General features: G+C 61.0%; 17 protein-coding genes. 10 read left to right on the plus strand and 7 right to left on the minus strand.

Going from position 1 to position 12,226, the window contains the following annotated elements:
- Nucleotides 1-30: 30 nt before the first annotated feature.
- A complete protein-coding gene (locus BGP00_RS15710; RefSeq protein ID WP_292690882.1) occupies nucleotides 31-351 on the minus strand; it encodes a hypothetical protein in 321 nt (106 codons plus the stop codon).
- Between the two features lie 196 nt (nucleotides 352-547).
- Nucleotides 548-706 (minus strand): hypothetical protein, encoded by a 159-nt coding sequence (locus tag BGP00_RS15715; protein WP_292690883.1) that lies wholly within the window; start codon nucleotides 704-706, stop codon nucleotides 548-550.
- A gap of 108 nt (nucleotides 707-814) precedes the next feature.
- Here BGP00_RS15715 and BGP00_RS15720 point away from each other — a divergent pair, with 108 nt between their 5' ends.
- The 3 genes from BGP00_RS15720 to BGP00_RS15730 all read left to right on the plus strand — a co-directional run bounded on the left by BGP00_RS15720 (nucleotide 815) and on the right by BGP00_RS15730 (nucleotide 3,631).
- Nucleotides 815-1,111 (plus strand): hypothetical protein, encoded by a 297-nt coding sequence (locus BGP00_RS15720; protein WP_292691275.1) that lies wholly within the window; start codon nucleotides 815-817, stop codon nucleotides 1,109-1,111.
- A gap of 5 nt (nucleotides 1,112-1,116) precedes the next feature.
- Nucleotides 1,117-2,142 (plus strand): TonB-dependent receptor, encoded by a 1,026-nt coding sequence (locus BGP00_RS15725; RefSeq protein WP_292690884.1) that lies wholly within the window; start codon nucleotides 1,117-1,119, stop codon nucleotides 2,140-2,142.
- 67 nt (nucleotides 2,143-2,209) lie between these two features.
- Entirely contained in the window at nucleotides 2,210-3,631 is a 1,422-nt protein-coding gene (locus tag BGP00_RS15730; RefSeq protein WP_292690885.1) for a sulfatase-like hydrolase/transferase, read from the plus strand.
- A gap of 247 nt (nucleotides 3,632-3,878) precedes the next feature.
- Here BGP00_RS15730 and BGP00_RS15735 read toward each other — a convergent pair whose 3' ends face one another.
- Nucleotides 3,879-4,769, minus strand: coding sequence for a LysR family transcriptional regulator (locus BGP00_RS15735; RefSeq protein ID WP_168604100.1), 891 nt, complete (start codon nucleotides 4,767-4,769; stop codon nucleotides 3,879-3,881).
- Nucleotides 4,770-4,866: 97 nt separating this feature from the next.
- Between BGP00_RS15735 and bla the strand changes: the two genes are divergently transcribed.
- The 3 genes from bla to BGP00_RS15750 all read left to right on the plus strand — a co-directional run bounded on the left by bla (nucleotide 4,867) and on the right by BGP00_RS15750 (nucleotide 7,187).
- The gene (bla, locus tag BGP00_RS15740) at nucleotides 4,867-5,748 is read left to right on the plus strand and encodes a subclass B3 metallo-beta-lactamase (protein ID WP_292690886.1); all 882 of its coding nucleotides are present in this window, start codon (nucleotides 4,867-4,869) and stop codon (nucleotides 5,746-5,748) included.
- 163 nt (nucleotides 5,749-5,911) lie between these two features.
- Nucleotides 5,912-6,646 (plus strand): hypothetical protein, encoded by a 735-nt coding sequence (locus BGP00_RS15745; RefSeq protein WP_292690887.1) that lies wholly within the window; start codon nucleotides 5,912-5,914, stop codon nucleotides 6,644-6,646.
- A gap of 148 nt (nucleotides 6,647-6,794) precedes the next feature.
- Nucleotides 6,795-7,187, plus strand: coding sequence for a hypothetical protein (locus BGP00_RS15750; RefSeq protein ID WP_292690888.1), 393 nt, complete (start codon nucleotides 6,795-6,797; stop codon nucleotides 7,185-7,187).
- A gap of 70 nt (nucleotides 7,188-7,257) precedes the next feature.
- Here the strand turns inward: BGP00_RS15750 and BGP00_RS15755 are convergent, their stop codons facing one another.
- Together BGP00_RS15755 and BGP00_RS15760 are read right to left on the minus strand one after the other, a co-directional pair.
- On the minus strand, nucleotides 7,258-7,467 hold the full coding sequence (locus BGP00_RS15755; RefSeq protein ID WP_292690889.1) for a hypothetical protein: 210 nt from the start codon (nucleotides 7,465-7,467) through the stop codon (nucleotides 7,258-7,260).
- A gap of 2 nt (nucleotides 7,468-7,469) precedes the next feature.
- Nucleotides 7,470-8,252, minus strand: coding sequence for an NAD(P)H-dependent oxidoreductase (locus BGP00_RS15760; RefSeq protein WP_292690891.1), 783 nt, complete (start codon nucleotides 8,250-8,252; stop codon nucleotides 7,470-7,472).
- A 35-nt stretch (nucleotides 8,253-8,287) separates the two neighbouring features.
- Here BGP00_RS15760 and BGP00_RS15765 point away from each other — a divergent pair, with 35 nt between their 5' ends.
- From BGP00_RS15765 to BGP00_RS15780, 4 genes are all read left to right on the plus strand, one after another.
- On the plus strand, nucleotides 8,288-8,539 hold the full coding sequence (locus BGP00_RS15765) for a hypothetical protein (RefSeq protein WP_292690893.1): 252 nt from the start codon (nucleotides 8,288-8,290) through the stop codon (nucleotides 8,537-8,539).
- A 56-nt stretch (nucleotides 8,540-8,595) separates the two neighbouring features.
- Entirely contained in the window at nucleotides 8,596-8,826 is a 231-nt protein-coding gene (locus BGP00_RS15770; protein ID WP_292690895.1) for a hypothetical protein, read from the plus strand.
- 20 nt (nucleotides 8,827-8,846) lie between these two features.
- Nucleotides 8,847-9,686 carry an alpha/beta fold hydrolase gene (locus tag BGP00_RS15775; protein WP_292925769.1) on the plus strand — a complete coding sequence of 280 codons (840 nt, stop codon included), beginning with the start codon at nucleotides 8,847-8,849 and terminating at the stop codon, nucleotides 9,684-9,686.
- 302 nt (nucleotides 9,687-9,988) lie between these two features.
- Entirely contained in the window at nucleotides 9,989-10,642 is a 654-nt protein-coding gene (locus BGP00_RS15780) for a glutathione S-transferase family protein (protein ID WP_292690898.1), read from the plus strand.
- 191 nt (nucleotides 10,643-10,833) lie between these two features.
- On the opposite strand, the gene BGP00_RS15785 is transcribed toward BGP00_RS15780, so the two are convergent.
- Together BGP00_RS15785 and BGP00_RS15790 are read right to left on the minus strand one after the other, a co-directional pair.
- Nucleotides 10,834-11,541: an MnmC family methyltransferase gene (locus BGP00_RS15785; protein ID WP_292690899.1), complete on the minus strand. Its 708-nt coding sequence runs from the start codon at nucleotides 11,539-11,541 to the stop codon at nucleotides 10,834-10,836.
- A gap of 294 nt (nucleotides 11,542-11,835) precedes the next feature.
- Nucleotides 11,836-12,226, minus strand: a 391-nt coding sequence (locus tag BGP00_RS15790) for a LysR substrate-binding domain-containing protein (RefSeq protein ID WP_292925770.1), incomplete at its 5' end; no start/stop codon positions are given.

Genomic DNA, 12,226 nt, shown 5'->3' on the forward strand with positions numbered 1-12,226 from the left:
TAGGTAAAGAAAATCATCTAATTCAGGTGATTAGTCGCAACGCTTGAGTGCGGTGTAAGTCATCATAATCCGCGTGTCGGGGGTTCGAGTCCCTCCTCCGCTACCACAACCCTCCCTGACGGGAGTGGTGATGAGGCGATCAGTCGCCGTGCTCAACAGAGCATCCAGTCCATCGACGATCTCGACCTTCATCGCCCTTCGTTCGAAAGGCGATTTCGGCTTTTCGTCGGCTGGCGACACGATCGCGCGATCAACCACCCAACGGATCAGCTTGGTGGCGAGCACCACCTTCTCGGCTTTCTGCGGCGCGTCGTCCGCGCCGAACTGATCGAGTTCGATCACGCCAGCCATATAGGCGTCCTTGAACCGAGCTGACAGCGTCGCCGAAAAACGGGCAAGGGGCTTGGCTGTCGGTCTCCATCCCATTGCCCTCAGCTCGCAGGCTGGCTGGTTCCGCGCCCGGCATAACGGCTCTCGTGGTCGTCGTATTCCGGGCCGCAGTTGGGTGAAGGCTAAGCGCGAAAAAAGAATGCCGCTTCTGACGGCATCAATAAAAGTGAGAGGAGAAAGCATGAGAAACCTTGCGCAAAAGCCATTGCTGCTGGCTGGCGTTGCATTGGTTCAGGTGATGGCGTGCGAAGCCGCCTTCGCGCAGGCCGCAAAACAACAGGAATACCTCCGCCCAGGACGCGGTCATCGTGGTCACCGGCTTGCGGATTGCCAAGGGAGGGTTTCAGGCTCCCACGCCAACCACCGTTGTTGACGAAAAGGCGCTCCAGGCCGCGCCGCAGGCGAGTATTGCCGCTTTCTCAACCTGTTGCCAACCGCCTTGTTGAAGCGCGTGGACATCGTGACGGGCGGTGCTTCGGCCGCGTGGGGTTCTGATGCTGTGGCCGGCGTCGTCAACCTTGTTCTCGATACTGACTATACCGGCATCAAGGGCCAGGCTCAGGCGGGCATCTCGGCCTATGGCGATGCACCCGAATACAAGGCCGAACTTTCAGGCGGGCCAAGTTCGCCGACGGGCGCGGGCATATCGTCGTCAGCGGATCCTACTCCAGCATCGGGAGTGTCGACCGCGTGGATTCGCGCCCTTAGTATAATGGCCTGAAGTTCATGCAGAACCCCGCCTATGTGCCGGGCGGAACCCAGCCCGCGAACATCATTGCGGTCGGCAATTACAAGCCGTCGTCGGGCGGGTATGACGTGAAGGAAGGGTTCGCCGAAGTGGCCGTTCCCATCTTCAAGGACTCACCGATCGGCCGCTCGCTCAATTTCAACGCCGCGATCCGCGCCACCGATTACAGCACCAGCGGATGGGTCACGACCTGGAAGGCCGGCCTTGTCTATGACGTTATCGACGGCATCAAGCTGCGCGGAACTTTCTCGCGCGACATTCGCGCGCCCAACCTGAACGAGTATTTCCTGGGCGGCCAGTCGACGAGCCAGCAGGTTCGCGATCCGGCGAACAACAATGTCAATGTTCAGGTGTTGCGCATCCAGTCCAGCAATACGGGGCTTCAACCCGAACGCTCGGACACGCGAACCTTCGGCATTGTTTTCCAGCCTGATTACATGCGCGGTCTAAGCCTGTCGCTGGACTATTACCGGATCAAGATCGATGGTTCCATCGGTACGCTGACCAATCAGCAACTGGTTGATCGTTGCTATGCCGGCAATACCGCGCTTTGCGGCTTCATCATTCGCGACAGCGCCAACCAGATCCAGCAGTTGATCATAAAACCCGTGAATTTCCGTCAGGAAGTCATGGAAGGGGTCGATTTCGAAGGCAGCTACCGCTTCTGTCTCGGCAATGGACAGGTTACGCTTCGCGGCCTCTGGAACTATACGGGCAAGCATTACATCAATGGCAACGGTCTGATTGACGATCTCATAGGCGAAGTCGGCCAGGGTAACGGGCCGACGCGTTGGCGGGGCTTCCACTCGGCCAACTTCGACAATGAGCACTTCGGCCTCTCGCTCCGTCATCGCTATATCGGAGCCGGGGTGATTGATGCGGCCTATACCTCGGCCGACATTGCCAACAACAATGTTCCGGCCGTAAGCTACTTCGATGCGTCGGCAACCACTTATGACCTGGTGGACCGCTTCTTCCGCGTGGGGCTTCGCTTCGACATGTGATCAGCTCGGGGGCGGCTAGCGGCCGCCCCTGACCAATCAAGGCAGATTTTGGGAGTAGATGATGGGTATGACCACGACGCGCCGCAGGGCTATAGCGGGCTTGGGCGCTTTGTCCGCTGTTTCAACCGCCAGCTTTGGGGCGACCGCCCGCAAGAGCCGTCGCCCGAACATCGTGTTCATTCTCGCCGACGACATGGGCTATGCGGATGTCGGTTGCTACGGCAGGCCCGATGTCCGAACCCCTGCTATCGACAGTCTGGCCAAGCGGGGCGTCAGGCAGTTGCAGGCCTATGCCAATTCCGCAGTGTGTTCGGCGACTCGCACCGCGCTGATCACCGGGCGCTATCAATACCGCCTGCGCGTTGGGCTGGAAGAGCCCATTGCCGGTGACAGTGCCGGTATTGGAATGCCGCCCGAACACCCGACGCTCCCTTCCATGTTGAAAGCGTCCGGCTATCGCACGGCGCTGATGGGGAAGTGGCATCTTGGGAGCCTGCCGGATTTCGGTCCGTTGAAAAGCGGTTACGAGGAATTCTTCGGCTTCCGGGGCGGCGCCCTCGATTATTTTTCGCACAAGGGCTCACGCGACAACGACGATCTTTGGCGCAATGATGAGCCTGTCAAGATCCCCGGTTATCTGACCAACCAGTTGGGCGAACATGCTGCGGACTTCATTGAGCGCAGTGCGGCTTTGGACAAGCCCTTCTTCCTGAGCGTTCATTTCAACGCTCCCCATTGGCCGTGGGAAGGCCCCGGCGATCAGGCGGAATCAGAGCGCATCGGCGGGACCGGCCTTCGTGATCTGGACGGCGGAAGCAACGCAACCTATGCCAAAATGATCGAGGCGATGGATGCCGAGGTGGGCCGGATCCTGTCGGCGCTTGATGCGCACAAGCTGAGGGAAGACACTATCGTCGTGTTCACCAGCGACAATGGTGGCGAGCGTTTTGCCGATACCTGGCCGTTCAGCGGGCAAAAGACCGAGCTGCTCGAAGGGGGCCTGCGTGTGCCTTCGATCATTTCCTGGCCCAACGGCCTGCCTCAGGGCACGACGAACAATCAGGTCAGCATCACGATGGACTGGGTGGCAACCTTGCTGTCCGCCGCCGGGGTCAGGCCGGACGAAAAATATCCGCTGGACGGCATGGACCTCCTCCCGTCCTTGCGAGGCGGCACAGACGTCAAGCGGACGCTTTATTGGCGCTATAAGGCCAATCATCAGCGCGCCGTTCGTGATGGCGACCTCAAGTTTCTGAAGATCGCGGACAATACCTATCTCTTCGATGTCGTGAATGATCCTCTGGAGCGAGCCAACCTCAAGCAGCGCAGGCCTGAAGACTTCGCTCGACTGGCGGGGATGTGGCAGGACTGGAACAAGACCATGCTGCCAGAGCTCGACAGCACCTTTACCGAGGGTGTCCAGGCCAAAGATCAGGCCGATCACATTGGAGCTGGCCCGGCGATAAAGACCGCTGATCCCGGCAACTGAAGGGTTTGTGGGCATTTCGTTGCGTTCTGCGCCGCTGGTCTCTTGGAGCAGCGCTGTGAATTGATGAGATGCCCCCTTTTTTCCGCTTCCCATATGCTGAGCAGTGGCGGCTTGGCGCTCTCGTGTGACCGATAGATCTTCTTGCGGTCCCGTTCGGTCTTGAGGGAAGAGAAGGAACTCTCCATCGCCGCTTTATCCAAATTCAGGTACACCAAGCGCAGGTGAACCAACTACCGCTTGGAATGTATCAATTGGAAGCTACTGGCGCTTCTGCGGCAGCTTCGTGCAGCAGCCAATGGCGGAAGGACCGCATGGCGTCGCTTTCCTTGCGGGAGAGGAGCCGCGTCAGCCAGTAGCGTCCGGCATCGACCGTAATGTCGAAGGGCTGAACCAGACGTTCGGCAATCAATTCGCGGGTGAACATGGCGGCGGGCGCCAGCGCCACACCCAAGCCATTGGCCGCCGCCGCGACCATCAAGGCGGAACTGTCGAACACCGGGCCGCGCAACACGGGTTGCGGGCTGCCCGCCGCCTCGAACCAGCGGCGCCATTCATCGGGCCGATACGAACGCAGCAGCGCCTCCTGCGCGAGGTCGCGCGGACTGCTCAGGCGGGCGGCGATGGATGGCGCACACAGCGGGGTCAGGCTGGCCTCGAACAGGGGTTCGGCAAAGGTGCCATGCCAGGCGCCGTCTCCGAACCGGATTGCGAAATCGAGTGCTTCGGCTGCGATGTCGACGCGATTGTTGTTGGTCGAAACCCGCAGGTCGATGTGAGGGCAGGCGCGCGTGAACCCATCCAGCCGGTGGAGCAGCCAGCCGGTTGCAAAGGTGCCGACCACGCCGATGTTGAGCACGGCGCGAAACCGTCCGTCCGCATATTGGTCGAGAACCGCGCCCACCCGATCAAACATGTCGGCCAGCACCGGCACCAGCGCCTGTCCATCATCGGTCAGCGCAAGGCCACGCGGCAGGCGATGGAACAGACGCGTGCCAAGCCGCCGCTCCAATTGCGCGACCTGATGGCTGACGGCTCCCTGGCTGACGCATAGTTCAATCGCGGCGCGGGTAAAGTTGAGATGGCGCGCCGCCGCCTCGAAAGCGCGCAGGGCGTTGAGGGGGAGCTGGGCGCGGTGCATCGCCAAGGTATGAAGCAAGCTCATGGCTCTGTCGAGAAATGATGCTTTGTTTCGGCACCTCCCCTGTCGCAGTTTTTGCCGCGAAGGAGACCTGCGAATGTCGAGAACACCATGGATAGCGGGCGCGCTGGCGGCGCTGCTGGCCCCGATCAGCGTATCGGCGCAACCGGCTCAAGATCCGCTGACAAAGCCGATCATCGGCTCCCATACTGCCGAATGGCTGGCCCCGGCGCCGCCGGAGAAGATCTTTGGCAATAGTTACCTTGTTGGCTTTGGCGGCCTGAGTGTTGCCTTGGTTGATACAGGCGCAGGCCTGATCCTGATCGACGGCGCCCTGCCTCAGGCCGCGCCTGCCATCCTCAACAACGTCAGGCGGCTTGGCTTTCGCCCGCGTGACATCAAATATATTCTGAGCACCGAACCCCATTTCGACCATGCGGGCGGGATCGCAGCATTGGCGCGCGATACCGGCGCCACCGTCCTTGCCAGTCCGCGCGGCGCGCAAGGGCTGATGGCCGGTCGCATGGCGCCGGATGATCCGCAGCGTGGCTATAATTCCTCCTGGCCGGCGGTTGCAAAGGTGCAGGTGATCCGTGGCGGCCAGACTTTGCGGCTGGGCAACACAACCATCACCGCACTGGCGACGCCGGGGCATACGATGGGCAGCATGAGCTGGCGCTGGCAATCTTGCGAAGGGCGGGCGTGCCGGATGATCGTTTTCGCTTCCAGCCTGAATCCGGTCTCGACGGACGATTATCGTTATACGGCACCGCGCGCCCGCCCGATCATCGCCGGCTTCCGCAGCAGCTATGCCGCGATGAGCGCGACGCCCTGCGATATCCTGATTTCGGCCCATCCCGACAATGCGGGCAAAGGCCGATACAACAACCAGCCCGGCGCCTGCCGCGCCTATGTCGAGCGTTCACGCAAGGCGCTGGATCAACGCATAAAGTCGGAGCGGGGCCAAGCGCCTCTATAGCCTGGGGCACTGATCGCCGGTGGGTTGGGCGCGCCGTGCGTGCAGGGGCTCCGGCATGCACCTGTTGGCGCCTTGTGATGAAAGCAGCAGCTTCATGCTCATCGGGTGTTCATTTGCGGTCTGAATACCCACACAGTGCAAAGTCCAATGGTGGAGAAGTCGCGTGCCCGTTGTCAGCTATCGATCCTATGGCGATCGTTCCGATCCGCAGCAGATCCGCATCACCGTGCCCGGGTGGGCGGGCGCCTCCGAACAACGCGTCGACGGCAGTCACGAGCAGCCCTGGCACTGTATCCCCTTTTCGGAGAGCGCGCGCTACGGCGTGGAACTGCTCTATCCCTTCGACCCGGAACTTCGCGTGCGCTCGGTCGATGGCAAAGTCGTGCTGGAGGCGGATTGGGGGGCTCCGCCCGAGGAAGGGGCGATGTGGCCGCCGTTCCGCGCCTTTGGCGAGGACTATTATTCCTATCAGCTCTCGCTTGATCTGGCCGCGCCGCCGGGATGGGCGATCCGTTGTGAACCGCACCCCCGCTTCTTCACCGACGCGACCAACTCGACCCCACTTGCGGTTCCGGCGCTGATCCGGAGCGAGTGGTGGCCGATGATCAATTTCTGCATCTTCAAGGCCCCGCCGCCCGGCACCACGCATGTCTTTCGCAAGGGCGAGCCTTTCATCAGCTTCATCTGCATTCCCTCCGAACCGGACCTTGAGCTGCAGGCAATGGGACGGGAAGACGCCGCACAACGGGAAATGCGGTCGCGTCGGCTTTCGGCAAGCCGCGATGCTCTGGCCGAGGGGACACGCTGGCTTTCCTCGACGAACACCGTGTTCGACGGGACATATCGCAACATGGCGAGGGCGGCCCGCGCCCACGCCAGGCAGAAAAGCGGTGAGTAGCCGCCACGGCGCGGCGGGCAGCGCTTGCTGAACTTCGGATGTCGGGCGGGTTCAGCGATGGGTCAAGCCCGCCCCATTATGTCTGCGTTTGTTGCCAGTGAAGCGGGAGCCCCTTGGCCTTCCGCGTCGTGACGCAAGGAGCAAGCGTATGACCGGTAAGAAACATATTCTCTCAGGCGCAGCGGTCTTGGCCATTGCCGCCTCTGCCTTTGCCGCCCCGCCCGCCCTCGCGGCCCCTGTGCCGGAGGCGACGTCCTATGCCGATTTGTTTGAGCCGGTGCCCGATGCCGCTGCCCGTCTGAACGCTGCGGATGCCGCTGCGGCGGCCCAGCCGCGCCTGATCGAAGCCCAGTATTGGGGCGGCGACGGCCGCTACTACCACCATCATCATCACCACCATCACCACCATCACCACAGTGCGCGTTGGTTCTATGATAACGGCTATGTTTGGAATGGGTGGGGCTGGGTCCCGCGGCCGGTATACCATCATCACCACCATCATCATCACCATCACCATCATCACCACTATTATCGCTGGTGATGTCGAAGGGCCCTTCAGGACTTTCGCCACCTTGAGGCCAAGGAACCATGGCCAGTGTATGATGATACAATCATCGCAGCTGGGTGATATTGCCGGGAAGCTGGTCGATAGCCTTGGCCTTCACAACGACGTCATGGCATTCCTGCGGTGCGGTTTCCTCTGCGGGTTCGGCAGCCGATGTTGCGGACAAAAACATCGGCTTGGTCGGCTGCCCGCCATTCGTCTGGCCCGGCGCCGTAATGGCGGCAACCCGACGGGGTATGCCGCCATTACGGGTCATTGCTATTGGACTTCGGTCACAAAAGCATTGCGATCACGGCGGACCTTCTTGAGATTGACGAGCCAGTCGCCCTCGGCCTGCCGATAGCCGAGCGGAAGCAGGATCACGCTGCGCAGATGACGTGCTTTAAGGCCCAGTATTTCGTCAACAGCCTCTGGATCGAAGCCTTCCATCGGCGTGGCATCGACTTCTTCGAAAGCGGCCGCCGCCAATGCCGATCCCAGACCGATATAGGCTTGGCGCGCCGCTGCCTGATAATTTGCCTCGGTGCCCCTTGCGCCAACGATGCCCAGCAACTGCTGACGGTAATTTTCCCAGCCTTCATTGACAAAGCCGCGCACTTCATTGGTCAGGTCGAACATCATGTTGACCCGCTCGGGCGTGATGTCGTCCCACGCGGCAAACACCAGCAAATGCGAACAATCGGTGATCTGCGCCTGATTCCACGATACCGCGCGGATCTTCTGGCGAACTTCCGGGTTCGTTACCAGCAGCAGTTCGAAGGGCTGGAGACCGCTCGAGGTTGCGGTCAGGCGAACAGCCTCGATGATCCGTTCGACGCTTTCGGTCGGGACGGTTTTGGCGGGGTCGAATTTTTTGGTCGCATAGCGCCAGGACAGCTTTTCGATCAGGGGGTTCATATCAAAATCCTTGGGGACTATTCGGATCGCGCAGAAAGAACGCGCAACCGCAGGCGGTAACGTATTAACGCCAAGGTCGGCAAACAAGGTTTGAAGGAAAAGATTGCCGAGCTTTATCCGAAACGGTTTTGCCTGAAGGATCAACCCTTTCGTTTTGGATGAACGCAGGGGCGCTTTGCATGATCCCGTTCGAGCCCTCGGATAGCGTTTTGGCGGCGGCAATCCCCCTTCCGACGCACCACGCGCTGATTGGCGGCTATCGGTCTCGCCGCGAGGGAAAAGACCGCCGCGACCGCGCCTTGTTCGACCTTCCCATCGCCAGCAATTTGCGCGGACGTGATCTTGTAAAGCTGTGCATTGGCGTTCTGGTCAGCGGTCGCACCCTGTTCATCGTCAAATATCTTGACGTCAAGATATATATCTCTATGTAGAGACATATTGGGAATGAGCTCAAGCGCAAGCGCGGCCATCCTATCGGAGTGTCATCATGCCAAAATCTTCCGGCTGGCTGCTGCTTGCGGCCGTGATCCTGCGCGCCGGCATCGATCTGCGCCCCAGGCCGGCCTCGATCGGGCCGTTGCTCGGCCTGACGCAGAGCGAGGCAGGGCTGGACGATATGCTGACCAGTTTGCCGGTGCTGCTCATGGGATTGTGCCTGCCCGGTTCCAAGCGGATGCAGGCGGCATTGGGCCTGCGGACCGGCGAGCAATCTGACTGAACCATCGAAAGGAAACAATCATGGCCTTTTTCACAGTGCAGGGTCGCACCAATTATTATGTCGACATGGGGCAAGGGCGACCGGTTCTCCTGCTCCATGGCATTAGCAATTCGGGCCGGGCCTGGGCGCCGCAGGTGCCCGCGCTGATGGCCGCCGGTTATCGGGCCATCGTGCCGGACCACGCGGGGCATGGCGTCTCGGGCAGCGTGTCGGCCCCGTTTGGTGTGAAGGACATTGCCGATGATAGCGAGGCGTTGATGGACCATTTGGGTCTTGACCGGCTCGATGTTGTCGGCCTCTCGTTGGGCGGGATGGTGGCGCTGGAACTGGGGCTTCGCCATCCGCAGCGTATCGGCCGCATGATTGTTGCGAACAGTTTTGACCGGACCGCAACACCGGAATTCAAATCCATGGCCGAAGGGTGGGCCCGGACGTTCGAGTTGCCCCATGGTCCGGTGCTGCGATTGGAGCAGAACTGGCCATCGCTGGTATCGCCGGGCTTTCAGAAAACGGCGGAGGGGTTGTGTACCTGGCAGGTCTGGCATGGCATTGCCGCAGGTGCTGATGGCCCATCGCTGGCGCATGTTGCACGCGGAATCACCGATTCTGACTTCTCGGATCGCATTCGGAATCTGGCCATGCCGGTCCTCTTTGTGGCAGGCGAACTTGATCGCATGTCGCCGCAGGAACTCAGCCGCACCATGGCAGAGCGAGCGCCACTGGGGCAGTATCATTTAATTCAAGGAGCAGCCCATATCTCCAATGTGGACAGCCCCGATGCCTTTACACGGACCATGCTTCAATTTTTAGAGGCTGCGCAGCCTTGCGACACGACTGCCTCACTTGCATCGCGGGAATGAGGGGACGATTGGGATGCCTAATTCTGTGGTAAGCCGCTCATCGTGCTACTGACCGGGGCAGGCAGCTTTGAGTCCGCATATCAGAGCGTGGAATGTCAGTTCCGTCCGGATCAGCCCTTGGCGCGAGCGGGTGAGACGGCTGCCCGACCGGCAGGCCGCCAGAAAACTGCGGCAATGATCCCATTGCGGCATAGAGTTCCCTGCCATTTTGCGTACAATGGATTGACAAGGTCGACCACTCGGCGGCGCGCTTGCCGCGCCGCTAGACCTGTATTGCCGGCCAATGTTCAGGATCGCAGAGCGTGACATTCCATTTGATTATCGGCAACCGCAACTATTCTTCCTGGTCGATGCGCGCCTGGTTGCTGCTGCGCCTGAGCGGGGCGCCGTTTGAGGAAACCGTGGTGCCGCTTTACGAGCAGGGGTCACGCGCAAGGGTCGAAGCTCTGGGCGGCGAAACAGGGTTGGTTCCGGTGTTGAACGTGGGTGGCATGCCGGTCTGGGATACGCTGGCGATTGCTGAAACGCTGTATGAACTCTACCCTGCCGTGTGGCCGGCCAGGCCGTCAGACAGGGCACGCGCGCGCAGCTATGCCGGAGAGGTTCATTCGGGCCTCAATGCTTTGCGAGAGGCCATGCCTGTCAACACGCGGGGCCGCCGTCGACAGGCTGTCGTTACGCCCGCGGTCCAGGCCGACATCGACCGTGTGAACACCATCTGGGCGCGCGCCGGACAATCGGACAGCCCATGGCTGTTGGGTGATTTTTGCGCGATAGATATTTTCTTTGCCCCCGTCGCCACACGCTTCCGCACATATGGCGTGGAGGTGCCTGTTCAAGCGCGGCCCTATTGCGAAGCGCTGCTCGCCCATCCCTGGGTTCAGGAATGGTGTCAAATGGGCTTTGAAGAGCAAGCCCTTATCTCATCTTTGGAAATGCCCGCGCTGCCCGGATAGCAAAGGAAATGATTGCCAAAAGCCGTTGGCCGGACGGAGATGCCCTCAAACCGGAAATAAGGGAGAACTTGAGCCGCTCCGCGAAGGGCGGGTTTAGGCGTAACCCGCATCGCCCTTCCGGATAAATGAACGACCGGTTCCGACGCCCTGATCAGCGTCCGGGCACGTCAGGAATGGCGGCGCAACCGGAGTTAAAGCGTTTTGCCACGCCGCTCGGCGTCGAGTTTTGCGAACCAGATCACGTGCTTGGCGCCTTTGCCGTTGCCTTGCTTGTCATAGCGCGCATAGACCGTAACCTCGTCCACCGCGAAGCCGGCGGCTTTCAGGCGTCGCGTAAAGGCGTCGTCGCGCGCGGCGGACCAGATTGCCAGCACCCCACCGGGGCGCAACGCGCGGGCAGCAGTGCGCAACCCGGCCTTGGCATACAGCCGGTCGTTGCCGGCGCGCACCAATCCATCGGGTCCGTTATCGACATCGAGCAGAATGGCATCAAACCCGCGCGCAGAGCCAGCGATCACGTCGACGACATCGCCTTGCACGAGCCTGACGCGTCGATCATCGAGGCAACCTGCCGCTACCTCCGCCATCGGCCCGCGCGCCCAGGCAATGATCTCGGGCACGATTTCCGCAACGGTGACCTGTGCGTCATCAGGCAGATTGGCCAGCGCGGCGCGCAAAGTGAAGCCCATCCCGTAGCCGCCGATCAGCATGCGCGGCTGCGTCGCTCCGGCGATGCGCGCGCAGGACATCACAGCCAGCGCCTCTTCGGAACCGCGCATCCGCGTGCTCATCAATTCGTTGCGATCCAGCACGATCATGAAATCGCCGCCATGGCGGAACAGGCGCAATTCCTCGCCGTCGGGGACCTGTGCCGTACCAATCAATTCGCGCGCAATCATGCCGGTTCTCCTACCGGCTGCCCGGTCGCTGCTTCACTGGCCAAGGCCGGTTGAAAATGACAATCGCCCGGGCCGCCCATGGAATTCGCCTTTTCGTCAGCCGTGCGTGGCCACGCAAGGCTGCGCGGCGAACGCCCCCATTATCCTAAAGTTGCCGATGTGCCATCCTTAACTTTCCCGGCTTGAAGGCGCTCGTGCCATTGGCCCGCCTAAGCCCTTCTCCAGATATGGATATTTTGCCATTTCCGATGAACGCAATCAGGTCTGTCGATGCCAGCTCTGCGGGCGAACAGCTCACGCATTCACGACATATCGCAGATCGGCGGCAAGGATGTTGAACACTGTCCGGCATCGGGCACTGCTTCGCAGGTCTTCATGCATGACAATCCAGAGCGGTAGGCCGAAGACGAAAGCATCCGGGAGAACCTGCACGAGTGCGCTATCCCGGGCCGCAATGCGTGTTTGACAGATGCCGATGCCAAATCCCGCACGGATGGCGGCCAGATGGACGACTGTGTTGTCCGCCCGCAGCGCGAAATCGCCGTGTTCGATGCCGGGCAGGGCGCCTGTTATCGCGCGGGAAAGGCTGCTGTTTCTGTCCACCCCGATCAGGTCGTGCCCGGGCAGTTCGGCGATGGATTGCGGAAGGCCGCGCCGGTCGAGATAGTCGCGATGGGCATAAAGA

The organism is Novosphingobium sp. 63-713, assembly GCF_001898925.1.
GTDB lineage: Bacteria > Pseudomonadota > Alphaproteobacteria > Sphingomonadales > Sphingomonadaceae > Novosphingobium.